General features: G+C 65.3%; 23 protein-coding genes. 8 read left to right on the top strand and 15 right to left on the bottom strand.

Features of this window, described 5'->3' with window-relative positions; genetic code table 11:
• Positions 1-2: 2 nt before the first annotated feature.
• The 13 genes from ACFODV_RS00575 to uraH all read right to left on the bottom strand — a co-directional run bounded on the left by ACFODV_RS00575 (position 3) and on the right by uraH (position 10,628).
• Positions 3-545, bottom strand: coding sequence for a DUF192 domain-containing protein (locus ACFODV_RS00575; RefSeq protein ID WP_379753051.1), 543 nt, complete (start codon positions 543-545; stop codon positions 3-5).
• On the bottom strand, positions 542-1,684 hold the full coding sequence (locus tag ACFODV_RS00580) for an ABC transporter ATP-binding protein (protein WP_379753055.1): 1,143 nt from the start codon (positions 1,682-1,684) through the stop codon (positions 542-544). The genes ACFODV_RS00575 and ACFODV_RS00580 overlap by 4 nt, the downstream gene beginning before the upstream one ends.
• Positions 1,677-2,345: a molybdate ABC transporter permease subunit gene (gene modB, locus ACFODV_RS00585; RefSeq protein ID WP_290788002.1), complete on the bottom strand. Its 669-nt coding sequence runs from the start codon at positions 2,343-2,345 to the stop codon at positions 1,677-1,679. The genes ACFODV_RS00580 and modB overlap by 8 nt, the downstream gene beginning before the upstream one ends.
• Positions 2,345-3,172 carry a molybdate ABC transporter substrate-binding protein gene (modA, locus tag ACFODV_RS00590; protein WP_379753059.1) on the bottom strand — a complete coding sequence of 276 codons (828 nt, stop codon included), beginning with the start codon at positions 3,170-3,172 and terminating at the stop codon, positions 2,345-2,347. Before modA ends, modB begins: the two co-directional genes overlap by 1 nt.
• Before the next feature lie 124 nt (positions 3,173-3,296).
• Complete coding sequence (locus tag ACFODV_RS00595; RefSeq protein WP_379753062.1) at positions 3,297-4,022, bottom strand: GntR family transcriptional regulator; 726 nt, start codon at positions 4,020-4,022, stop codon at positions 3,297-3,299.
• Positions 4,023-4,104: 82 nt separating this feature from the next.
• Positions 4,105-5,589: a pyruvate kinase gene (gene pyk / locus ACFODV_RS00600; protein ID WP_379753065.1), complete on the bottom strand. Its 1,485-nt coding sequence runs from the start codon at positions 5,587-5,589 to the stop codon at positions 4,105-4,107.
• Positions 5,586-5,792 (bottom strand): MOFRL family protein, encoded by a 207-nt coding sequence (locus tag ACFODV_RS00605; protein WP_379753068.1) that lies wholly within the window; start codon positions 5,790-5,792, stop codon positions 5,586-5,588. Before ACFODV_RS00605 ends, pyk begins: the two co-directional genes overlap by 4 nt.
• Entirely contained in the window at positions 5,737-6,222 is a 486-nt protein-coding gene (locus ACFODV_RS00610; RefSeq protein ID WP_379753071.1) for an ureidoglycolate lyase, read from the bottom strand. The genes ACFODV_RS00605 and ACFODV_RS00610 overlap by 56 nt, the downstream gene beginning before the upstream one ends.
• Before the next feature lie 12 nt (positions 6,223-6,234).
• Positions 6,235-7,068: a bifunctional allantoicase/(S)-ureidoglycine aminohydrolase gene (locus ACFODV_RS00615; RefSeq protein WP_379753074.1), complete on the bottom strand. Its 834-nt coding sequence runs from the start codon at positions 7,066-7,068 to the stop codon at positions 6,235-6,237.
• Positions 7,069-7,077: 9 nt separating this feature from the next.
• A complete protein-coding gene (gene puuE / locus ACFODV_RS00620; protein ID WP_379753295.1) occupies positions 7,078-8,007 on the bottom strand; it encodes an allantoinase PuuE in 930 nt (309 codons plus the stop codon).
• Between the two features lie 137 nt (positions 8,008-8,144).
• Complete coding sequence (locus ACFODV_RS00625) at positions 8,145-8,879, bottom strand: GntR family transcriptional regulator (RefSeq protein ID WP_379753077.1); 735 nt, start codon at positions 8,877-8,879, stop codon at positions 8,145-8,147.
• Positions 8,880-9,007: 128 nt separating this feature from the next.
• Entirely contained in the window at positions 9,008-10,207 is a 1,200-nt protein-coding gene (locus ACFODV_RS00630; RefSeq protein WP_379753081.1) for a urate hydroxylase PuuD, read from the bottom strand.
• A gap of 67 nt (positions 10,208-10,274) precedes the next feature.
• Entirely contained in the window at positions 10,275-10,628 is a 354-nt protein-coding gene (uraH, locus tag ACFODV_RS00635) for a hydroxyisourate hydrolase (protein ID WP_379753084.1), read from the bottom strand.
• A gap of 178 nt (positions 10,629-10,806) precedes the next feature.
• Here uraH and uraD point away from each other — a divergent pair, with 178 nt between their 5' ends.
• The 3 genes from uraD to ACFODV_RS00650 all read left to right on the top strand — a co-directional run bounded on the left by uraD (position 10,807) and on the right by ACFODV_RS00650 (position 13,519).
• Complete coding sequence (gene uraD / locus ACFODV_RS00640) at positions 10,807-11,334, top strand: 2-oxo-4-hydroxy-4-carboxy-5-ureidoimidazoline decarboxylase (protein ID WP_379753087.1); 528 nt, start codon at positions 10,807-10,809, stop codon at positions 11,332-11,334.
• Positions 11,335-11,388: 54 nt separating this feature from the next.
• A complete protein-coding gene (locus ACFODV_RS00645) occupies positions 11,389-12,783 on the top strand; it encodes a uracil-xanthine permease family protein (RefSeq protein ID WP_379753090.1) in 1,395 nt (464 codons plus the stop codon).
• Positions 12,784-12,895: 112 nt separating this feature from the next.
• Positions 12,896-13,519: a phosphoribosyltransferase gene (locus ACFODV_RS00650; RefSeq protein ID WP_379753093.1), complete on the top strand. Its 624-nt coding sequence runs from the start codon at positions 12,896-12,898 to the stop codon at positions 13,517-13,519.
• A 108-nt stretch (positions 13,520-13,627) separates the two neighbouring features.
• On the opposite strand, the gene ACFODV_RS00655 is transcribed toward ACFODV_RS00650, so the two are convergent.
• Together ACFODV_RS00655 and ACFODV_RS00660 are read right to left on the bottom strand one after the other, a co-directional pair.
• Positions 13,628-13,984, bottom strand: coding sequence for a phasin family protein (locus tag ACFODV_RS00655; RefSeq protein WP_379753096.1), 357 nt, complete (start codon positions 13,982-13,984; stop codon positions 13,628-13,630).
• A gap of 209 nt (positions 13,985-14,193) precedes the next feature.
• Positions 14,194-14,901 carry a glutathione S-transferase N-terminal domain-containing protein gene (locus tag ACFODV_RS00660; protein WP_379753099.1) on the bottom strand — a complete coding sequence of 236 codons (708 nt, stop codon included), beginning with the start codon at positions 14,899-14,901 and terminating at the stop codon, positions 14,194-14,196.
• A gap of 359 nt (positions 14,902-15,260) precedes the next feature.
• Between ACFODV_RS00660 and ACFODV_RS00665 the strand changes: the two genes are divergently transcribed.
• From ACFODV_RS00665 to ACFODV_RS00685, 5 genes are all read left to right on the top strand, one after another.
• Positions 15,261-16,961, top strand: coding sequence for an L-lactate permease (locus ACFODV_RS00665; RefSeq protein WP_379753102.1), 1,701 nt, complete (start codon positions 15,261-15,263; stop codon positions 16,959-16,961).
• 174 nt (positions 16,962-17,135) lie between these two features.
• On the top strand, positions 17,136-18,641 hold the full coding sequence (gene glcD / locus ACFODV_RS00670) for a glycolate oxidase subunit GlcD (RefSeq protein WP_379753105.1): 1,506 nt from the start codon (positions 17,136-17,138) through the stop codon (positions 18,639-18,641).
• 16 nt (positions 18,642-18,657) lie between these two features.
• Entirely contained in the window at positions 18,658-19,770 is a 1,113-nt protein-coding gene (gene glcE / locus ACFODV_RS00675) for a glycolate oxidase subunit GlcE (RefSeq protein ID WP_379753108.1), read from the top strand.
• A gap of 20 nt (positions 19,771-19,790) precedes the next feature.
• The gene (gene glcF / locus ACFODV_RS00680) at positions 19,791-21,038 is read left to right on the top strand and encodes a glycolate oxidase subunit GlcF (RefSeq protein ID WP_379753111.1); all 1,248 of its coding nucleotides are present in this window, start codon (positions 19,791-19,793) and stop codon (positions 21,036-21,038) included.
• A gap of 12 nt (positions 21,039-21,050) precedes the next feature.
• A complete protein-coding gene (locus tag ACFODV_RS00685) occupies positions 21,051-21,452 on the top strand; it encodes a GlcG/HbpS family heme-binding protein (RefSeq protein ID WP_379753113.1) in 402 nt (133 codons plus the stop codon).
• Positions 21,453-21,465: the final 13 nt, after the last annotated feature.

Here is a 21,465-nt window from a genome sequence, read left to right on the forward strand (position 1 = left end):
CCCTATTCGTCGTGTGCCGAGGGCATCGCATCATCGCTCGACGCCAGCAGGCAATGGCCGGCGCTGCCGGGCCAGCTGACGCAGTCTCCCTCCGCGATGCCCCGGCGCTCGAAGAGGCCAGCGTTGACCTCCAGCGCCATCCGGTAAGATACCCCAGGGTAGGTGACCGGGCACTCAGCGGGGTTGGCGGAGCCACAGGGCCACATGGTGAAGATGGCGGCGATGCGCTCGTCCTCGCCAATGAAGGCGATATCCAGGGGTATTCGGGTGCGATACATCCAGAAGCCGTTGCGGGGCGACTGGGACTCCCGGTAGAGAAATAGCATGCCGGCGTTCTCGTCCAGGTGGTCGCGCTCCATCAAGCCTCGGCTGCGTTCGGGAATGGTGCGCGCCACCTCGACGTCAAACGGCTGCGGCCCCTCGACGGCATGCACCACCAGCGGTAGCGTCACGGCAACCTCGGACTCGCGCTCTTCGTCGGCCGCCAATGTCGGGACACTCACCAGCAGCGCCAGGGCGCCGATCCACTGCCGTGCACGCATCATCTCATCGTCCTCGCATCATCCGGCAGGTCCTGCGCCGGCATCAGGTGAATTCCCGCCGCCAGCAGCGAGACCTGCACGGACTCTCCCCGAGCCAGGTCGTTGCGACGCGCGGCATGGGTGGCAATCTCGAAGCTAAGGGTACGTTCAGTATGGTCGAAGGCCAGCGTAACAGCGGTCACTCCGCCTAGCACCACCAGTGTCTCGACTCTCGCCTGAACCGGATTCTCCCGCTCTCCCTGGGAGGGTCTGCCGCGTCGATGCAACACCACATCGGAGGGCGGCAGGTACCAGCTCACCCGTTCACCGAGGGACAGCGCCTCCAGGCCCTCGGCCACCTCCAGCCGCCAGGGTCCCCAGGCAAGGCGCTGCTCGCCGTCTTCCTCAATCACCTCGCCTTCAAAGAGGTTCTGGCGGTCCAGCACACGGGCGACCTCCGGCGAGGCGGGGCGGCGGAAAAGGGCCTCCGGCGGCCCTGCCTGCAAGCTGCGCCCGCCATGCAGCACGCAGAGACGATCGGCCAGAGCCGCGGCCTCGTCGAGGTCATGGGTCACCAGCACGATGGGGATACGGATCTGCTCGCGCAGCATCGCCAGCTCGCGCTGCAGGCGTCGCCGAGTGACCTGATCCACCGCCGAGAAGGGTTCATCAAGCAGCAGTACCCGAGGACTTCTCGCCAGGGCGCGGGCCAGCGCCACCCGTTGACGCTGGCCCCCGGAGAGCTGTGCAGGATGCCGGTCGGCCAATCCATCGAGGCGTACCCGAGAGAGCCATGCCATCGCCTGCTCGCGTCGCTCCCGAGGCGGCAAGGGGTCCAGGGCCACCATGACATTGCCCAGGGCGGTGAGGTGGGGAAAAAGCGCGTAGTCCTGGAATACCAGGCCGACCCGGCGATGCTGGGGCGACAGAGAGAGCCTGCGCCCCGCATCGAACCAGGCCTCGCCACCGCAGTCGATGCGCCCGGATATTGGGCGGTAGAGGCCAGCGATGGCGCGCAGCAGGGTGGTCTTGCCGCTGCCGGAGGGTCCCACCAGAGCGAGCAGTTCGCCGGCCTCGCAGTGGAAATCGGCGTCCAGCGGTATGGGGCCTGGCTGGTGAAGGCTCACCGACAGCCGCGAGGGCAGTTCGGAAGACTCAGGCACGGCGCCACCTGCGACGGCCCGCCAGGCCATAGACCACGCCGATGGTGAGGAAGGAGACCAGCAGCAGCATCGCCGACATGATGCCAGCCCCCGCCTCATCGAAGGCCTGCACCCGATCGTAGATGGCGATGGCCAGGGTGCGGGTCTCGCCATCGATGGCGCCGCCGACCATCAGGATCACCCCGAACTCGCCCAGGGTATGAGCGAAAGTGAGCGCCAGGGCGGAGATGATCCCCGGCCACACCAGCGGCAGCTCGATGCGCAGGAAGGTCTGCCAGGGGGAGAGTCCGCTGCACCAGGCCGCCTCGCGCAGGTTGGCCGGCACCGTCTCGAAGGCACGCTGGATCGGCTGCACGGCGAAGGGCAGGTTGGCCACCAGCGAGGCGAGCAGGATGCCGCTGAAGGTGAAGTTGAGCCCCGTTCCGAAGAGGCGTTGCCACAGGCTGCCGACGGGCGTCTCGACGCCGAAAGACTGCATCAGGTAGAAGCCCAGTACCGTGGGCGGCATGACGAGTGGCAGCGCAACGAGCGCCTCGCACAGCGGCTTGCCGCGAAAACGGGTTGTGGCCAGGGTGCGCCCCAGCCACAGCCCCACCGGCAACAGCAGCAGGCAGGTGAAGGCGGCCAGGCGCAGCGAGACCGAGAGGGCCGTCCAGTCCATCAGGGCGTGGTGACTCCCTCATCGGCGGGTTGCGCATCTTGGCCTGGCAGACGAAAACCGTAGTCGGCCAGGACGGCCCGGGCCTCCTCCTCCTGCAGCCAGACGTAAAAGGCCCGTGCGGTCTCGCCGGCCTCCTTCACCAGCACCATGCGCTGCACCAGCGGGGCATGCCAGGCCTCGGGAATCAGCACGTGGTCGCTGCGCTCGGCGAGTGTCGGGGCCAGCGCCAGGGACCAGGCCACCAGTCCGCCGCGGGCGTCGCTGGTGAGCGCGAACTGGGCGGCCTGGGAAACATTCTCGCCGAGGATGCGCAGAGGCGCGGTCTCTTCCCACAGGCCGGCATGTTCAAGGGCCTGCTTGGCAGCGACGCCATACGGGGCATGCTCCGGATTGGCCAGGGCGATGCGCGGTCGCCCCTGCCCCGCCCCGTGGGCGGCAATCGCCTCGCGTACCGCAGCCAGGGGGGCATCTTCCCCCGTCAGATCATTGCGGCCCGGGCGCTGCATCCACGCCAGCCGGCCGATGGCATAGACCGTCCCCTCGTCCTCGGTGTACCCCTCCTCGTGGAGCGCCAGCACATAGGCCTCGTCGGCGGAAAGATAGAGTTCGAAGGGCGCGCCCTGAGCGATCTGGCGGCGAAAGTTGCCGGAAGAGCCGAAATTCAGGCGCAGTTCCCGGCCGGTTTCGTCGCGGAATCGCTCGGCGGCCTCCGTCAGCGCGAACTGCAGGTCCGACGCCGCCGCCACGGTGGGAACGTCGGCCTTGAGCAGGGTCGCGGGAAGGAACAGTGCCAGGCCGAGCAGCCAGGCCGCACATCGTGAACGCATTGAAATCTCCGGAACCCGAGAGGAGTGAAGGCATTGTCAGTCAGCGTGCAGGGGCACCACAAGACCATGAGCCAACGCCGGCAGGCGCTACTGACCGAGGTCAAGCCGGAATCAGGCGTCAGACCTATGCCGTGGCGGCACCGAAGATCGCCTTGAGGTCGGTCTCGGTGTCACGAGGGCCCAGGTCAAGGAGATTCAGCAGGTTATCCAGATGCTTCACCACTGCGCTCCGAGCCCCCTCTGCGTCGCCGTCGCGCAGCGCCTCCAGCAGTCGCGGATGGTCCTCCGCCAGATAGCACGAGGCCAGCGAGGCCCCCTTGTAAAGAGCGATGACGATGGATGTGCGCAGGATCAGGTCGGTGAGCATGGCGCCGAGCACCCGATTGGGCGACAGGTCGGCCAGGCAATGGTGAAGCGCCAGGGAGTGCTCGATGCGCGCCGGCTCGTCCTGCCGAGCGTGGGCCTGGGCCTCGCTCGCTGCTTCCCGAACCAGGCCATCCAGCGACTCGGCATCCACCCGGCCGGCCAGCAGCGCGACGACTTCGCCCTCCACCAGGCGACGGGCGGCGAAGGTCTCGTGGGTCTCGGCGATGCTCGGCGCTCGGATGCGGGCCACCTGGTTGGGGCGCTGGTCGATGACATGGTCGGCAGCCAGACGCGTCAGGGCCCGGCGCACCACCGACCGGCTCACCCCGAAGATCTCGCCCAGCGACACCTCCGGAAGCCGTGTCCCCGGCGGCAGCCGCTGGGTCAGCACCGCGTGCCGCACCCGGTCGACGATATCCCGGTCGCTGATCTTCCCGCCTGCCAGGACGGCGGCCTCCACGTCTTCCTTCCAGGTCCTGCTCATTTCACTCCCCCGAGTCGCCCGGAAGCACCTTCGCACGTTTCCCTGCACCGGGCCACATGGTGAAGGGATCCTGTATACAGGATCAGATGTCGTGGCTTTCGTTCACGTCGAGAATCTTCAGGGTGTTGGTGCCGCCGTGGGCGTTCATGTGGTCGCCGCGGGTCAGGATCACATGATCGCCGGAGGCGGCGATGCCCTTCTCCACCAGCAGCGACAGCGCTCGCTCGTTGAGCTCGAGGGGGGTCATGTTGCGGGTGTCGAAGGGCAGCGAGACCACCCCGCGGTAGAGCGCCATGCGCCGCTGGGCCACCGGACTGTGGGCCAGGCCGACAATGGGCAGCCCCGAACTGATGCGCGAGGCGATCAGCGGCGTGTAGCCGGTGGAGGTCATGCAGGCGATGGCGGCCACGCCCGACAGGTGGTTGGCGGCATACATGGCGGAGAGCGCGATGGTCTCGTCGATCCGCGAGAAGCCCTCGTGAATGCGGTGGCCGGACTCCTGGGCGATCTTCTCGCGCTCGGCGCCCAGGCAGACCCGATCCATGGCCTCGATGGTCTCCACCGGGAAGTCGCCGGCGGCGGTCTCGGCGGAGAGCATCACCGCGTCGGTGCCGTCGAGCACCGCGTTGGCCACGTCGAACACCTCGGCCCGGGTGGGCAGCGGCGACTCGATCATCGACTCCATCATCTGCGTGGCGGTGATCACCGCGCGGTTCAGCGTGCGGGCACGCTTGATGATGCGCTTCTGCATGCCGATCAGCTTGGCATCGCCGATCTCCACGCCGAGATCGCCGCGGGCCACCATGACCGCCTCGCAGGCCTCGATGATGCCGTCCAGGGTGGCCTCATCGGCCACCGCCTCGGCGCGCTCCAGCTTGGCCACCAGGCCGATCTCGGCCCCGGCCTCGCCAAGCAGCGCGCGGGCCTCCTGCATGTCGGCGGCGCTGCGCGGAAACGACACCGCCAGGTAGTCGACGCCGATCTCGACGGCGGTGGTGAGATCCGCGCGGTCCTTGTCGGTGAGCGCCGGCGCCGAGAGGCCGCCGCCCTGCTTGTTGATGCCCTTGTTGTTGGAGAGTTTGCCGCCCACCACCACGGTGGTGTGGATCTCGCGGCCCCGGATAGCGGTGACATCGAGCACCACCCGGCCGTCGTCGAGCAGCAGGCGATCGCCCGGGGCGACGTCGTCGATCAGCTGCTGATAGTCGCAGCCGACCCGGGAGGCATCGCCGGCATGGCCATCGAGTGCCATATCGAGCACGAAGGGCGCGCCTGCCGACAGCTCGACGGCGCCCTGACTGAAGCGGGCGATGCGAATCTTGGGGCCCTGCAGGTCGCCGAGTGCGGCGACGCTTCGGCCCAGGCGGTCGGCGATCTCGCGGACCCGCACCAGGCGCTGGCGATGGTCGTCGGGGCTGCCGTGGGAGAAGTTGAGGCGGACCACGTCGACGCCGGCCGCGATCATGGCCTCCAGCACGCCCTCGCGGTCGCTGGCCGGGCCCAGGGTGGCGACGATCTTGGTGCGGCGAATGGGGTCATGCAGGAGGGCGTGGGGGGGAAGCGTCATGGAGTCCTCGGCAGGGCCAGAATGGCACGTAAATCGTTGACATTGGTGCGCATCGGACCGGTCTGCATATGCCGGTCGTGCGACTGATGAAAAGTATACGCGTCATTGCGTGACAGGTAATCGTACGGGTCCAGGCCAGTGCACCAATCACAGGATGATGCGCAAAGGCAACGAAAACTCGTCGCAGTTGTGCCCTTCCCCACCGCGGTCGACCACCAGGAATTCCCCTTCCCGCTCCAGCACCGATTGAACAGCGTGCCAGGTCCCTGCGTGGTAGTTCACCCCCTGTCGACCGTCGGTAACGAAGGCGCGCACCTCGACGGGGTCGATCTCGTTGCCCGGCGGCGCAACCACCACCAGGAACCTCTCTTCATGCAGCGGCATAAAGGCCTGGCTGCCCAGAGGGTGGCGCTCCAGGAAGCCGAGCTCCAGCGGCACTGTCACCGGCTGGCTGACAAAGATGCTGATCAGCGTCCGCGCTCCCTCGCCCAGTGCCTCGACCCTGGCCAGGTCATGGTGGCGCCGAGTGCGCCCGGCGTTGATGGGGAACCAGTCGGACTCGCGCGCGTCGATGACCTCGCCGAAGGGGGCGAAGGACTCGGCCGTCAGCGGCTCGGCTTTCAATTCCAGCATGTCGATCTCCTGTCAGCGGCTACCCAGACGCAGGGCCGCATGGCGGTTGACGTCCTTATAGAGCAGGTAGCGGAATGGCCCCGGACCACCGGCATAGCAGGCCTGGGGGCAGAAGGCACGCAGCCACATGAAATCGCCGGCCTCGACCTCCACCCAATCCTGGTTGAGGTGATAGACCGCCTTGCCTTCCAGCACGTAGAGGCCGTGCTCCATGACGTGGGTCTCGTCGAAGGGAATCACCGCGCCGGGCTGGAAAGTGACGATATTGACGTGCATGTCGTGGCGAACGTCACCGGGGTCCACGAAGCGGGTAGTCGCCCAGCGCCCCTCGGTGCCCGGCATCTCGCTGGGTGCGATGTCGTTCTCGTTGGTGACGAAGACCTCAGGCACCTCGATGCCCTCGACACGCTCGTAGGCCTTGCGCACCCAGTGAAAGCGCACCGGAGCGTCGGATTCGTTCTTGACCTGCCAACGACTTCCCGGCGGAAGAAAGGCGTAGCCGCCGGGCAACAGGCGGTGACGCTCGCCGGCAAGGCTCAGAGACAGCTCGCCCTCCACCACGAAGACTACCCCTTCAGCCTCGGGGTCGAGCTCGGGGCGCTCACTTCCGCCGCCGGGGGCAACCTCCATGATGTACTGGGAGAAGGTCTCGGCAAAGCCGGAGAGCGGGCGCGCCAGCACCCACAGCCGGGTCTTCTCCCAGAACGGCAGGTTGCTGGTGACGATGTCGCGCATCACCCCCTTGGGGATGAAGGCGTAGGCCTCGGTAAACACCGCCCTGTCGGAGAGCAGCTGGGTCTGGGGCGGGTGCCCCCCTGTCGGAGCGTAGTAGGTGCGCTGTTTCAAGAAATGTCCTCAGGCTCTTGGCGCCGGATGGTGCTCCACCCAGTGGCGGGCGATATCCACCCGGCGCGCCACCCACACCCGGTCGTGAGCCTCGATATGATCGAGGAAGCGCTGCAGGGCACGGAAGCGACCCGGGCGACCCAGCAGGCGACAGTGCATGCCGATGGAGAGCATCTTCGGTGACTCCTCGCCCTCGGCATAGAGCACGTCAAAGGCGTCACGCAGGTAGGTGTAAAAGTGGTCGGCAGTATTGAAGCCCTGGGGCGCGGCGAAGCGCATGTCGTTGGTGTCCAGGGTATAGGGGACGATCAGGTGGTCGTGCTCGACGCCCTGGCTGTCGGAGGCACGCGTCCAGAAAGGCAGGTCATCGCCGTAATAGTCGCTGTCGTAGAGGAAGCCTCCCTCATCAAGCACCAGGCGACGGGTATTGGGGCTGTCGCGGCCGGTGTACCAGCCCAGCGGCTTCTCGCCATAGAGACGCTGGAAGATCGCCATGGCCTTGTGGAGGTGCTCGCGCTCGACCTCCTCGGGCAACTCCTGGTAGTGGATCCAGCGGTAGCCATGACAGGCGACCTCGTGGCCCAACTCCTTGAAGGCGTGGGCTAGCTCGGGGTGGCGCTCCAGCGCCATGGCCACGCCGAACACCGTGAGCGGCAGGCCGCGGCGCTCGAACTCGCGCAGGATTCGCCAGACACCCGCCCGGGAGCCGTACTCATAGATGGACTCCATGCTCAGGTGGCGATCCGGAAAGGCCGGAGCCCCGATGATCTCGGAGAGGAACTGCTCGGAGCCGGCATCGCCGTGCAGCACGCAGTTCTCACCGCCCTCCTCGTAGTTGAGCACGAACTGCACGGCAATCTTCGCCCGGCCCGGCCAGTTGGCATGGGGCGGGTTGCGTCCATAGCCGATCAGATCACGGGGATAGCTGGAAGAGGTCATGGCGTCACTCTGTTGTTGGTAGATCACGCAAATTGAACTCCTCGCACGACAATTTTGTATACAGAAAATGCACCCTTGCGGTCAATCTGCCGCAAGACCGACCCGCGGAGAATATCGTCCTGGACTAGCCGCCAACGTCAGTGGGAGAAGATAGTATGCAAATCCGGCGTTTCATCCTCTTCCTCGACCATGGAGAGGGTGGCCTCCACGGCATCCAGGTGTCTGGACATGAGGGCTTCAGCTCTGTCTCCCTCGCCATGTTCCAGAAGGGCAATCAATGCATCATGGTCGTGGGTTTCACAACCGAGGCGTATGGGGTTGCCATAGACGGCAAGAATCAGCGATGAGCGGAAACAGAGGCGCTCGACGAAATCGGCCAGGGTGGCGTTGCCGGAGATCCTGGCCAGACGAGAATGGAATTCGGCAGAGAGCCGGATGCCCGCGCTGTGATCACCGTCACGCACCACCTGCTGCTCACGTGCTGACAGACTGCGCAGCACCGCCGCGTTATCGGGCGTGATGCGCCGTGCGACCTCTCGCATCAGGCCGCACTCGATCATCTGGCGGGCATCGAAGACGTCCTTTGCCTCGTCGGCCGTGGGGCGGGTGACGCTGGCGCCGCGCCTTGGGGTCAGGGTGACCAACTGCTCCATGGCCAGGCGTTGCAGGATCTTGCGAATGCCGGTGCGGCTGACGCCAAACACCTCGGCGAGAGCATCCTCGCGCAATCGGGAACCGGGCTTGAGGCGATGTTCGATGATCGCATCGCTGATCGAACGGTATATCACCTCGTGACGCTCGGCTCCGTCACCGCCCTTCCCGCGGCGCGATGAGGACGGCCCGCGTTCGGCCACGGTCTCACGCTGGTTCATGAAGGCTCGTCTCCTGCGGTGCCTGGTGGATCATATTGTATACACTTGCTTGCCCACCGACGACGCCAACGGCGCCGACGACCCGCCGAAGGAAGGGGCGTCGGGGGCATGACAGAAAGGCGTCTGGCTCACTCAGCCCAGGCAGCGATGGCCATGCGCTCCTCGTCGGTCATGCCGGTCATGTTGCCCAGCGGCATGTAGCCGCTGGACACCACCTGCTGAATCTGGGCACGCTGGGCGGCGGTCTGCTGCGGTGAGTCATAGGCGACCCCGGCCGGCGGCGCGTTGAAGCCGGGCTGGCTCGGCTGGCTGGCGTGGCAGGCCGCGCAGCGGGTCTCGACGATGGCATGGGCCTGCTCGAGGCCGACCGCGGCGCGATCCGGATCGGCGGCGGGCGATGGGGAAGGGGCGGCGACCCAGAACGCCACGGCGATCAGCGCGGTACCCGCAACCGGGTAGGCCGGCTGGATCTTGCCGGCGTGCATCAGCACGAAGAACTGCCGGATCAGGGCCCCGGCGAAGATAAACAGCGACATGATTACCCACGCCAGCTCGTGGGAGTAGGCGAAGGAGTAGTGGTTGCTGATCATCAGCAGCACCACCGGCAGGGTGAAGTAGGTGTTGTGCACCGAGCGCTGCTTCCCGCGCTTGCCATCCAGCGGGTTGGGCGTCTCGCCGGCCTTAATCGCCGCCACCATGCGCCGCTGGCCGGGAATGATCCAGAAGAACACGTTGGCCGACATGGCCGTCGCCATCACCGCACCGGTGAGCAGGAAAGCCGCGCGGCCGGAGAACATCTGGGTGCTCAGGTAAGCCACCACCACCATCATCACGGCGACAGCCAGGCTAAGCACCCCGTCTCGCTCCATGTTGGGGCTGAGGCGCTTGCACAGCTCGTTGTAGACCACCCAGCCGCCGAGAAGGAACAGCAGCGCCATCACGTTGGCCTGCCAGCCGCTCATGCTGGCCGCCCACTCCCAGCTGGCATTGGGGTTGACCAGGTAGAAGCTCGGGTTGGCCATGTAGAGCAGGATGAACAGGGCGAAGCCCGACAGCCAGGTGGTGTAGGCCTTCCAGAACGACCAGTGCAGGTCCGCGGGCAGCTTGGCGGGAGCCGTGGCGTACTTCTGGTTGTGGTAGAAGCCGCCGCCGTGCACCGCCCACATCTCGCCGAACACCCCCTTGTCGCGGTCCTCGGCAGCCTTGGGAACGCGCAGGCCGTTGTCGAGCATCACGAAGTAGATCGATTCGCCGATCCAGGCGATGGCCGCGATGACGTGCAGCCAGCGCAGCATGAAGTTGGCAAAGTCCAGCAGATAGGCTTGCATCGGGGGATGCCTCGTCTAGCGCATGTTGTTATGGAAGTTGTTATGGAAATGGCGAAGGGCCGAATCCTCAGCTGCCACGGTAGGTGGAGTACCCGTAAGGCGAGAGCAGCAGCGGCACGTGGTAGTGAGCTTCGGCATCGGCCACGCCGAAACGCAGCGGGATCACGTCCAGAAAGCGCGGCTCCTCCGCCGTGATGCCCTGCTGGCGAAGGTAGTCGCCGGCGTGGAAGACCAGCTCGTACTCGCCGGCGGTGAATTCGTTCCCCTCGAGGATCGGCGCATCGCAGCGGCCATCATCGTTGGTGGTGACTTCCTTGAGGCGCTCTCGCGCCTTGCCCGCCAGGCGGTATACCTCGATACGGATCCCCCTGCCGGGGCGACCCTGGGCAGTATCGAGCACGTGGGTGGTCAAGCGTCCCATGTTCCGTCTCCTGTTGTTCTATGTGACCGATCCATCAACCGTTCCATGGACTGTTCCATGAATGCCGCGAATCTCAGTGGGGACATTTTTAGACTTATATGGAGTACATTTCAAAATATTTTTTGTATACATTGATGGGAAGACATCATCCTGACCACCGAGAACCGGGAGACCGACCATGACCCACCGCACCCTGACCCCGCGTCCCAGCCGGTTGGACAAGGCCAGCTTCATCGCCGGCTTCGGCGACATCTACGAGCACTCTCCCTGGGTGGCCGAACGGGCCTGGGAGAGCAGGCTGGACGAGCGCCACGATACGCCCGAGAACCTGGCGGCGGTGATGGGCCGGATGCTCGCCGAGGCCGATGCCGACAGCCAGCTCGCCGTGATTCGCGCTCACCCGGACCTCGCCGGCAAGGCGGCAGTTGCCGGCGAGCTGACCGACGACTCCACCCGCGAGCAGGCGGGCGCGGGCCTGGACCAGTGCTCTCCCGAGGAGATGGCCCGCTTCGAGCGACTCAACGCGGCCTACAAGGCGAAGTTCGGCTTTCCCTTCGTGATGGCGGTGAAGGGCAGCGATCGCTTTGCCATCCTCGACGCCTTCGAGGTACGCCTGGAGAACGATCCGGCGAAGGAGCGCCGCACCGCCGTCGAACAGATCAATCGCATCGCCCTGTTTCGCCTGCAGGCTAGCGCGAAGAGCTGAACCTCAAGACCCGCACGCCCAGCACCTACAACAACACACGCTGCGAGCCCGACCATGACCAGACCCCGTTCCGCTCCCCATCCAGAAACCAACCCCTCCCGGACCATCAACCGGGACCCGGACGCCATGCCGCCGCTGACCAAGGCGATTCCATTAGGGATCCAGCACATCATGGCGATGTTCGCCGGCAACGTGACGCCGCCGATCATCATCGCTGGCGTCATCGGCGCCACTACCGGTGAACAGATCTTCCTGATTCAGGTCGCGCTCTTCGTAGCCGGCATTGCCACCCTCATTCAAACCATCGGTATCGGCCCCATCGGTGCCCGCCTGCCCATCGTCCAGGGCACCAGCTTCGGCTTCCTGCCGGTGGCATTGCCACTGGCCGGCACCTTCGGACTGGCCGCCGTGCTGGGCGCCTCCCTGGTGGCCGGTGTCTTGCAGGTGGGGCTGGGTGCCTATCTGAAGAAGATCCGCCACTGGTTCTCTCCGGTGGTGACCGGCATCGTGGTGCTCTTGATCGGTATCATCCTGATGCCGGTGGGCCTCAACTATGCTGCAGGCGGCATAGGCAACCCCGATTTCGCCTCCCCCACCAACCTGGGCCTGGCGCTGTTCGTCCTGGTGGTCACCATCCTCGTGCACCAGTTCGGCCGCGGCTTCCTCAAGGCCGCCTCCATCCTGATCGGCCTGACCAGCGGCTACCTGCTGGCCATTGCCCTGGGGATGGTGGACTTCTCCAGCGTCGGCGACGCCGCCTGGTTCGCATTTCCCAAGCCCCTGCAGTACGGCCTGGAATTCCACCTGAGCGCCATTATCGGCATGACGCTGATCATGTTCGTGGTGGGCCTGGAGACCATCGGCAACATCTCCGCCATCACCATCGGTGGCGCCGGACGTCAGGCCAAGGATAGTGAGCTTTCCGGCGGCGTGATGGCCGATGGTGTGGCCACCTCCTTCGCCGCTCTCTTCAACACGCTGCCCAACACCGCCTATGCCCAGAACGTTGGCCTGATCACCCTGACCGGCGTGGTCAGCCGCCACGTGGTGACCATCGGCGGCATCCTGCTGATCTGCATGGGACTATTCCCCAAGCTGGGCGGTCTGGTGGCCGCCATGCCCCACGCTGTGCTGGGCGGCGCCGGCATCGTGATGTTCGGCATGATCGCCTCGGCGGGCCTCAAGATCATCCAGGAGTGCGAGCTCGACCAGCGCGCCATGCTGATCATCGCCGTTTCGCTGAGCCTGGGGATTGGCCTGCCCGCCGTGGAGGCAATCTCCGAGACCATGCCCGGTCAGCTCGGTCTGCTGCTCAAGTCCGGCCTGGTGCCGGCGGCCCTGGCGGCTCTGCTGCTGGATGCCGTTCTGCCAGGCAAACCGAGTCGGGTAGAGCCCGAGCCAGAGGATGTCATCGCGACCAGGAGCGAGAAGGTCAAGTCCAACCCCTGAGGATGATATGACCCCTGGCACCCCTCGCGCCGCCGCTGGTCCCGGCGGCGCGGTCGCTTGCGCGGCCCTCCTCTCGGCTAGACTTTACCTGTGTCCCTGCGGGAATACCGACATGTACCGAGATCGACTCGATGCGGCCAGACGCCTGGCCGAGGCTCTGGGCCATTTGAAGGGGGTGAAACCGCTGGTGCTGGCCATCCCCCGCGGCGGCGTGCCCATGGGGCGGGTGATCGCCGATGCCCTGGAAGGAGAGCTCGACGTGGTGCTGGTGCGCAAGATCGGTGCCCCGGGCAACCCCGAGTTCGCCATCGGCGCAGTGAGCGAGGACGGTAGCGTGCACCTGGAAGAGGAGGCCCGGCGATGCCGCCAGGAGTGGTTGGCCCGGGAGATCGACCGGCAACGCGAGTTGATCGAAGATCGCCGAAGGCGCTACACACCGGTGCGTTCACCCATCGATCCGGCCGGCCGGGTCGTAGTGGTGGTGGACGACGGCAGTGCCACCGGAGCCACCATGGCGGCGGCGCTGGCCACCCTGCGCCAGCGCGATCCAGCACGGCTCATCGCCGCCATCGGAGTCGCACCGCTAGACACCCTGGCTCGATTCGAGGCCCTGGCCGACGAGGTCGTCTGCCCGGAGGCTCCCGACCGCTTCAGTGCAGTCGGCCAGTTCTTCGCCGACTTCGGTCAGGTGCAGGATGAAGAGGTGGTCCACCTGCTTGGTGAGAATGCACCCTGAGCAAGTCTGATACGCTGGCTGCATACGACAAGAGCCGCCCTGATCAGGGCGGCTCTTGTGATTCAGCGACCGGCGATACTCCTGTGAAACTCGCTGCTTTTTCGCCGATTACTTGGCGGCTTCAGTCGCAGATTTCATACTCTCTTCGACCAGCTTCTGACTCTTCTGCACGTAGTCCTGGCTCAGGCCGGAGAGCTTCTCGGCATCGGCCTTGAGATGATCTGCCAGATCCTGAGCCACCTTCTGCTGCTCCTCCATCACCTTCTTGAGCCCCTCGGCATCACGCACATCGATCCAGGCGCGGGCCTGGGCCAGGCCGAAGTCGGCATAGCGGCGCGTAGCCTCAAGTTGGGCGGCCATCAGCTTCTCGTAATACTCCAGAGTCAGTGAGCCGTAGGCGCGTGCCGGCTCGACTAACAGGCCCTCGAATGTATCAGTGGCTTTCTTGGTGGTTGCCTTGGTCATGGAACACCTCCATCTAACTTGGGAAGACAAGCTTGGAAGGACAGGACGTTTCGCCCTGCGCTGCAATGCAACATAGCAGTCAGTTTTGTGCAGCGCAACATGGTGCCGGACCATTTTCTTCGTCCCCCGAGCGCATATCCCGAGCGCATCCCTGAAGATGGAGCCCGGTGATGAGCGGGCGCCATCTCAACAGCAGACGTCGTGGCCTGTCAGCGGTAGGAACCCTCCACATCGGTGATGCGCATGGCCCCGCGACCCAGGCCGTTGTGCTGGTCGAGCATACGTTCCAGCCAGCGATACACGGGGTCGGCGTTGGAGACCAGGTCGGCACTCGACACGCAACGTGCCCACATGAAGCTGCCGAACACCAGATAGTCCCCTGCCGCCGGCGCCTCTCCGTCGATATAGTCCGACTCCTTCAGACGGCCACGCAGAGGCTCCAGGGCGGCATCGAGTTGGGCAAGCCCCTTCGCCGGAGAATGAAATTCCTCGAGGGTTCGGCCCATACGCTGCTCTCGGGTCTCGCGAAAATAGTCGCGGTCATCGGGGTGAATGGCATTGAGCAGGTCCATGACAATGGTGCGCAGCATCGCCGGCTGCAGGGCGCGCTCGGTATAGTGTTTGAGAAAGCTGGCCCGCCCCTCGGCAACGCCATCGCCGAGCAGAGGAGCCTCGGGGTAGGTGCGATCAAGGTAGCGAAGAATCTCATAGCTATCGGTAATGACCGCATCGCCATCGACGAGAACCGGCACCTTGTCATGGTCGGCGAAGGCCAACGCCGCCTTGTCATTGAAGCGCCAGGGACGGGTCTCTACCTCAAGTCCCTTGTGGGCAAGGGCGTAGCGAACGCGCCAGCAATAGGGCGAGAAACGCAGCCCCTCGTCGATACCGCAAAGATCATAGAGCACCCGTGTCATGACATTCTCCCGTTTCAGTCGGCATAAACAAAACAGCTTGCCAGCCTTTGGCTTGCCCTGTCATGCAGGTTGTCGGAACAGACCAAGGCGTCGTCGCTTTGTCTTTTAGTCTATAGCCGGAAAGCACCGTTTCTTTCCGAAACCGGGGCACAATAAAACAACCTATTGTTGAAAAAGACATTTTTTTAACACGGGCCGTTTGGAACCCAGCAGAGCATTGGTAATACCAATTCTCCACGGCTGGCGAACCAACGCTTCCAGGGCGTATCTTTCGCGCATCCGCTGCGCCTTAGGCAGGCGGAGTCGTGCCACCTCATTGCGGACAACACCACCACAACAGTCGAGGGGAAACCTGCCTCATGAATAACACCCTACTTGCACTGCTGGCCTTCACGCCTCTGGTGCTGGCCGGTGTACTGCTGATCGGCCTGCGAATGCCGGCAAAGACTGCCATGCCGGTGGTCTACGTGGTCACCGCCCTCATCGCCCTGTTCGCCTGGGACATGAGCTTCAACCGGGTACTGGCGTCAACCCTTCAGGGGCTGATTCTCACCATAGCGATTCTATGGATCATCTTCGGTGCCATTCTGCTGCTCAACACACTGAAGCACTCTGGCGGCATCACCGCGATCCGCAATGGCTTTTCCGGTATCAGCCCGGACCGCCGCGTCCAGGCGATCATCGTCGCCTGGCTGTTCGGCTGCTTTATCGAAGGCGCTTCCGGTTTCGGCACACCCGCCGCCGTTGCCGCCCCACTGATGGTAGCGCTTGGCTTCCCGGCGTTGGCCGCCGTGGTCGTTGGCATGATGATTCAGTCCACTCCGGTCTCCTTCGGCGCCGTGGGCACCCCCATCGTGGTGGGCGTCACCGGGGGCCTGGACCGCATCGGCATCACTGAGGCCCTGGAAACCGGCGGCTATACCTGGATGGAATATTTCCGCCTGATCGCCGCCGAGGTGGCCGTGATCCACGGTATCGTTGGCGTTCTGATGCCGCTGATCATGGTGATCATCATGGTCAAGTTCTTTGGCGCGAATAAGTCCTGGAAGGAAGGCCTCTCCATCGCCCCCTTTGCGATCTTCGCCGGCGTGGCCTTCGTGGTCCCCTATATGCTGGCAGGTGTTCTGCTCGGCCCGGAATTCCCGTCGATGATCGGTGCCATGGTGGGTCTGGCTATCGTTGTGCCGGCGGCACGCAAGGGCTTCCTGATTCCCAAGGACGTCTGGGAATTCCCGGACAAGACGTCCTGGCCCGACGAGTGGATCGGCAAGCTGGAAATCAAGCTGGATGATATTGCCGGCAAGGCGCCCATTTCCACCCTCATGGGCTGGGTTCCCTATGTGCTTCTGGCAGTGATCCTGGTGGCCTCTCGCACCGTTGAGCCGTTCAAAAATGCGCTCACCTCGATTTCCATCGGCTGGAGCAACATCCTGGGTGAAGCCGGGGTCTCCGGTGCCATCCAGCCGCTCTACCTGCCAGGGGGTATCCTGCTGATGGTAGTGCTGCTCACCGCCCTGCTTCACCGCATGCGCCTGGGTGAGTTGGGGGCCGCCTTCAGCGAATCCTCCAAGACCATTCTCGGTGCCGGCTTCGTGCTTATCTTCACCATCCCGATGGTGCGGATCCTGATCAACTCCGGCGTCAACGGGGCGGACCTGGTTTCCATGCCGGTGTCCATGGCGCAGTTTGTGGCTGACAGCGTGGGCGGCGTCTATCCGTTCTTCGCTCCGGCCGTGGGTGCCCTGGGGGCCTTTATCGCCGGTTCCAACACCGTGTCCAACCTGATGCTGTCCGACTTCCAGTTCAACGTGGCGCAGCAGCTGGGTGTCTCCACCGCCATGATGGTGTCACTGCAGGCCGTGGGCGCTGCAGCGGGTAACATGATCGCCATCCACAACGTGGTCGCAGCGTCTGCCACCGTAGGCCTGCTTGGCCGCGAAGGCATCACCATCCGCAAGACCATTCTACCGACCATCTACTACCTGGTGTTCTCCGGCATTCTCGCGCTGGTGGCCTTCTATGTGATGGGCATCTCCGATCCGCTGATGCGGGCAGGATGATGGCAAGAGCATGACGTCCTCCGGGCCTCGCCGATCATCGGCGGGGCCCGGTCATTTCTCGATCCATCATAGCTCAAGCAAGCTTTATGAAAAAAATTTCCATGGATTTATAGAAATTCTTTCCATAAAATTGACCCTAAACTCAAGTGATGTCCCTCTCGCTCAGGAGTCACCATGAATACCCACTTCGACCCTAGACTCGATGGCGGCCAAGCCGGGCGCGACCAGTCCGAGGTGCTGGCCGATCTCCGGCAGGCCCTGCCCGGGATGACCCTGCTGCACCGCGAGGAGGACTTACGCCCCTTCGAATGCGACGGTCTTTCCGCCTACCGCGCCCTGCCGATGCTGGTCGCTCTTCCCGAGACCCTCGAGCAGGTCAAAACCCTGCTCCAGCGCTGCTCCGCTTTGGGCGTGCCGGTGGTGACCCGCGGCGCCGGCACCGGCCTATCCGGCGGCGCCATGCCACTGGAGCACGGTGTGCTGCTGGTGCTGTCTCGCTTCAACCGCATCCTCGAGATCGACCCTGATGCGCGCACCGCCCGTGTCCAGCCCGGGGTGCGCAACCTGGCCATCTCCGAGGCGGCGGCTCCCCACGGCCTCTACTATGCTCCGGACCCCTCGTCGCAGATTGCCTGTTCCATCGGCGGCAACGTGGCCGAAAATGCCGGGGGCGTGCACTGCCTGAAATACGGTCTCACCGTCCACAACGTTATCAAGGTCGACGTGCTGACCATTGAAGGCGAGCACATGACCCTGGGCTCGGACGCCATGGATGCACCCGGGTTCGATCTATTGGCGCTTTTCACCGGCTCCGAAGGCATGCTCGGGGTGGTCACCGAAATCACCGTCAAGTTGCTGCCCAAGCCGGAGAGCGCCAAGGTGCTGATGGCCAGCTTTGACGACATCGAAAAGGCCGGCAACGCCGTGGGCGCCATCATCGCCGCGGGCATCATCCCCGGCGGCCTGGAGATGATGGATAACCTGGCGATCCGCGCCGCCGAGGACTTCATCGACGCCGGCTACCCGGTGGAAGCCGAGGCCATCCTGCTCTGCGAGCTGGATGGCGTCGAGGCAGATGTGGATGATGATTGCGCCACGGTACGCCGGGTGCTGGAAGAGGCCGGCGCCACCGGCATCCAGCTGGCACGCGATGAGGCCGAGCGCGCGCTCTTCTGGGCCGGGCGCAAGAATGCCTTCCCGGCGGTGGGCCGCATGTCGCCGGACTACTACTGCATGGACGGCACCATTCCCCGCCGCGAGCTGGCCCGGGTGCTCAAGGGCATCAACGACTTCAGCGAGGAGTATGGCCTGCGCGTGGCCAACGTCTTCCACGCCGGCGACGGCAACATGCACCCGCTGATTCTTTTTGATGCCAACCAGCCTGGCGAATTCGAACGCGCCGAGGAACTCGGCAGCCGCATTCTCGAGCTGTGCGTCGAGGTAGGCGGCACCATCACCGGCGAGCATGGCGTGGGCCGTGAGAAGATCCATCAGATGTGCGTGCAGTTCAGCCCCGGCGAGCTTGTGACCTTCCGGGCGGCAAAGCGCGCCTTCGACCCCGACGAGCTGCTCAACCCGGGCAAGAATATCCCTACCCCGGCTCGCTGCTCCGAGTTCCGCCTGACCAAGAGCGCCCCCGACGCACCCGCCCAGACCCAGGCCCAGAAGAGCCACGGCTGAGAGACAGGACACTATGGTGACCACTCACGATACCCCCCATCACGACATTCCCGGCCATGACGCCAGCGAAGCGCTGACAGACCGCATACGCCGTGCCGAGGCCGAGGGCACGCCTCTGCGCATTGTCGGTGGCGACACCAAGGCGTTCTATGGTCGCCCGGTCGAAGGCGAGACGCTCTCGACCCGCGAGCACCACGGCATCACCGAGTACGACCCGGTAGAGCTGATCGTTTCGGTACGCACCGGCACCCCGCTGCGTGAGCTGGAATCCGCCCTGGCCGCCAATGGTCAGATGCTGCCCTGCGAACCGCCCCACTTCGGCGAGAACGCCACGGTCGGCGGCATGATTGCTACCGGCCTCTCCGGACCACGACGCCCCTGGGCCGGCAGCGTGCGCGACTTCGTGCTGGGCACGCGGCTCATTACCCGCCAGGGCAGCGAGCAACGCTTCGGTGGCCAGGTGATGAAGAACGTGGCCGGCTATGACCTCTCTCGCCTCATGGTCGGTGCCCAGGGCACCCTGGGGCTGCTCACCGAGGTCTCCATGAAGGTGCTGCCGCTGCCCGGCGCCAGCCGCAGCCTGCACCTGGACATGCCGCTGACCGAGGCCCTGGAGAAATTCTCCGAGTGGGGCCGTCAACCGGTGCCCATCACCGCCGCCGCCTGGCTGGATGGCGCCCTGCACCTGCGGCTTGAGGGCGGGCCGAGCTCGGTGGCCGCCACCGCCGAGCGGCTTGGCGGCGACGAGCTCAAGGACGATTTCTGGGAGTCTCTCCGCGAACAGCGCCTGGCGTTCTTCAACGCCGAGGACACCCGGCCGCTGTGGCGGCTTTCGCTGCCCAACCACACCCCGCCGCTCGAGCTACCCGACGTCGAAGAGACCGATGTGCTCTACGACTGGGCCGGCGCCCAGCGCTGGGTGCGCAGCGGACTGGATGCCGGAGCCCTGCGCGAGATCGTCGCCCGCGCCGGAGGACACGCCACTTGCTTCCGCGGCGCCAGCGGGCAGCCGGTGGAGGAGCCCTTCACCCCGCTCGCCCCGGTGGTCGAGAAATACCACCGCCACCTCAAGGCCGAGCTTGACCCTCAGGGGATCTTCAACCCGGGCCGGCTATACGCGGCATTCTGAGACAGAGGGGAAACGCCGAGATGCAGACGCACTTTACCGAGGAAGACCTCAAGAAGCCGCATATCCGCGAGGCCGACCGCGTGCTGCGCAGCTGCGTGCACTGCGGCTTCTGCAACGCCACCTGCCCCACCTACCAGCTGCTGGGTGACGAGCGCGACGGCCCCCGGGGACGTATCTACCTGATGAAGGAGATGCTCGAGGCGCCCGAGGGCAGCGACAAGGTGACCGAGGAGACCCGGCTGCACCTTGACCGCTGCCTGACCTGTCGCAACTGCGAGACCACCTGCCCCTCCGGCGTGGAGTATCACAAGCTGCTCGACATCGGCCGCGCCGAGATCGAGCGCCGGGTCCCTCGCAAGCCAGCGGAGCGCGCCCAGCGCTTCGCTCTGCGCAAGATGCTGGTGGAGCCCAAACGCTTCCAGGCGCTTCTCAGGCTTGGCCAGACCTTTCGGCCGCTGGTGCCCGGCGCTCTCAGGGACAAGCTGCCTCCGGCCCCCGTGAATGCCGGCAAGCGCCCCGATGGCCAGAGTCATGCCCGCCAGATGCTGATCCTCGAGGGTTGCGTGCAGCCGGGGCTCTCTCCCAATACCAACGCCGCCACCGCAAGGGTGCTGGACCGACTCGGTATCGGCCTGACCCCGGTGGCGGAGGCCGGCTGCTGCGGCGCCATCGACTTCCACCTGAACGCCCATGACGACGGCCGTGCCCGGGCAAGAGCCAACATCGACGCCTGGTGGCCGCATATCGAGAAAGAGGGTGGAGCCGGAGTTGAAGCCATCGTTCAGACCGCCAGCGGCTGCGGCGCCTTCGTGAAGGAGTATGGCGAGATTCTCAAGGATGACCCGGCCTACGCCGATAAGGCCGCCCGAGTGGGCGAGCTGGCCAAGGATCTGGTCGAAGTGCTGCGCGACGAAGCTGTCGATGGCCTCGAGGTGGCACAGGGCCGCCGCCTCGCCTTCCATTGCCCCTGCACCCTGCAGCACGCCCAGAAGCTCGGCGGGGCCGTGGAAACCGTACTGACCCGGCTCGGTTTCAGCCTCACCCCGGTGGCCGATGCCCACCTCTGCTGCGGCTCGGCGGGCACCTACGCCATCACCCAGCCCGAGCTCGCCACCCAGCTGCGCGACAACAAACTCGACAACCTCGAGGCCGGCAGCCCCGAAGTGATCGTCACCGCCAACATCGGCTGCCAGACCCACCTGGCCGGCGCCAACCGAACCCCGGTCAGGCACTGGATCGAAATCGTCGACGAATCGCTAACCCCCTGAGGAGATATACCCATGAAGAATAAGCCCGCACTGACCCTGACCGACGTGAACGCCATCCTGGATGCCGCCCAGCAGGAAGCCGAAGCCAACGGCTGGGGCGTTACCATCGCCGTGGCCGATGACGGCGGCCACCTGCTCGGCCTGCGCCGCATGGACAACGCGCCGCCCTTCAGCGCCGACGTGGCGTCCCAGAAGGCCCGCAACGCCGCCATCGGCCGCCGCGAGACCCAGGCCTTCGAGGACATGATCAACGGCGGCCGTACCGCCTTCGTTACCGCGCCCATGCAGTCGCTGCTGGCCGGCGGCGTCCCGGTGCTGGTGGACGGTGAGGTCGCCGGCAGCGTTGGCATCTCCGGCGTCAAGCCCGACCAGGACGTCCAGGTCGCCAAGGCCGGCGTCGCCGCCATCGGCTGAACCCGCCACGGCC

It is taken from the genome of Halomonas tibetensis, assembly GCF_042643535.1.
GTDB lineage: Bacteria > Pseudomonadota > Gammaproteobacteria > Pseudomonadales > Halomonadaceae > Halomonas > Halomonas tibetensis.

What these genes read in the sequence shown, in the direction of transcription:
- ACFODV_RS00575 (WP_379753051.1), bottom strand. Translation starts at nt 545, where the DNA reads ATGATGCGTGCACGGCAGTGGATCGGCGCCCTGGCGCTGCTGGTGAGT.
- modB (WP_290788002.1), bottom strand. Translation starts at nt 2,345, where the DNA reads ATGGACTGGACGGCCCTCTCGGTCTCGCTGCGCCTGGCCGCCTTCACC.
- modA (WP_379753059.1), bottom strand. Translation starts at nt 3,172, where the DNA reads ATGCGTTCACGATGTGCGGCCTGGCTGCTCGGCCTGGCACTGTTCCTT.
- ACFODV_RS00595 (WP_379753062.1), bottom strand. Translation starts at nt 4,022, where the DNA reads ATGAGCAGGACCTGGAAGGAAGACGTGGAGGCCGCCGTCCTGGCAGGC.
- pyk (WP_379753065.1), bottom strand. Translation starts at nt 5,589, where the DNA reads ATGACGCTTCCCCCCCACGCCCTCCTGCATGACCCCATTCGCCGCACC.
- ACFODV_RS00610 (WP_379753071.1), bottom strand. Translation starts at nt 6,222, where the DNA reads ATGCTGGAATTGAAAGCCGAGCCGCTGACGGCCGAGTCCTTCGCCCCC.
- puuE (WP_379753295.1), bottom strand. Translation starts at nt 8,007, where the DNA reads ATGACCTCTTCCAGCTATCCCCGTGATCTGATCGGCTATGGACGCAAC.
- ACFODV_RS00625 (WP_379753077.1), bottom strand. Translation starts at nt 8,879, where the DNA reads ATGAACCAGCGTGAGACCGTGGCCGAACGCGGGCCGTCCTCATCGCGC.
- ACFODV_RS00630 (WP_379753081.1), bottom strand. Translation starts at nt 10,207, where the DNA reads ATGCAAGCCTATCTGCTGGACTTTGCCAACTTCATGCTGCGCTGGCTG.
- uraH (WP_379753084.1), bottom strand. Translation starts at nt 10,628, where the DNA reads ATGGGACGCTTGACCACCCACGTGCTCGATACTGCCCAGGGTCGCCCC.
- uraD (WP_379753087.1), top strand. Translation starts at nt 10,807, where the DNA reads ATGACCCACCGCACCCTGACCCCGCGTCCCAGCCGGTTGGACAAGGCC.
- ACFODV_RS00645 (WP_379753090.1), top strand. Translation starts at nt 11,389, where the DNA reads ATGACCAGACCCCGTTCCGCTCCCCATCCAGAAACCAACCCCTCCCGG.
- ACFODV_RS00650 (WP_379753093.1), top strand. Translation starts at nt 12,896, where the DNA reads ATGTACCGAGATCGACTCGATGCGGCCAGACGCCTGGCCGAGGCTCTG.
- ACFODV_RS00655 (WP_379753096.1), bottom strand. Translation starts at nt 13,984, where the DNA reads ATGACCAAGGCAACCACCAAGAAAGCCACTGATACATTCGAGGGCCTG.
- ACFODV_RS00660 (WP_379753099.1), bottom strand. Translation starts at nt 14,901, where the DNA reads ATGACACGGGTGCTCTATGATCTTTGCGGTATCGACGAGGGGCTGCGT.
- ACFODV_RS00665 (WP_379753102.1), top strand. Translation starts at nt 15,261, where the DNA reads ATGAATAACACCCTACTTGCACTGCTGGCCTTCACGCCTCTGGTGCTG.
- glcD (WP_379753105.1), top strand. Translation starts at nt 17,136, where the DNA reads ATGAATACCCACTTCGACCCTAGACTCGATGGCGGCCAAGCCGGGCGC.
- glcF (WP_379753111.1), top strand. Translation starts at nt 19,791, where the DNA reads ATGCAGACGCACTTTACCGAGGAAGACCTCAAGAAGCCGCATATCCGC.
- ACFODV_RS00685 (WP_379753113.1), top strand. Translation starts at nt 21,051, where the DNA reads ATGAAGAATAAGCCCGCACTGACCCTGACCGACGTGAACGCCATCCTG.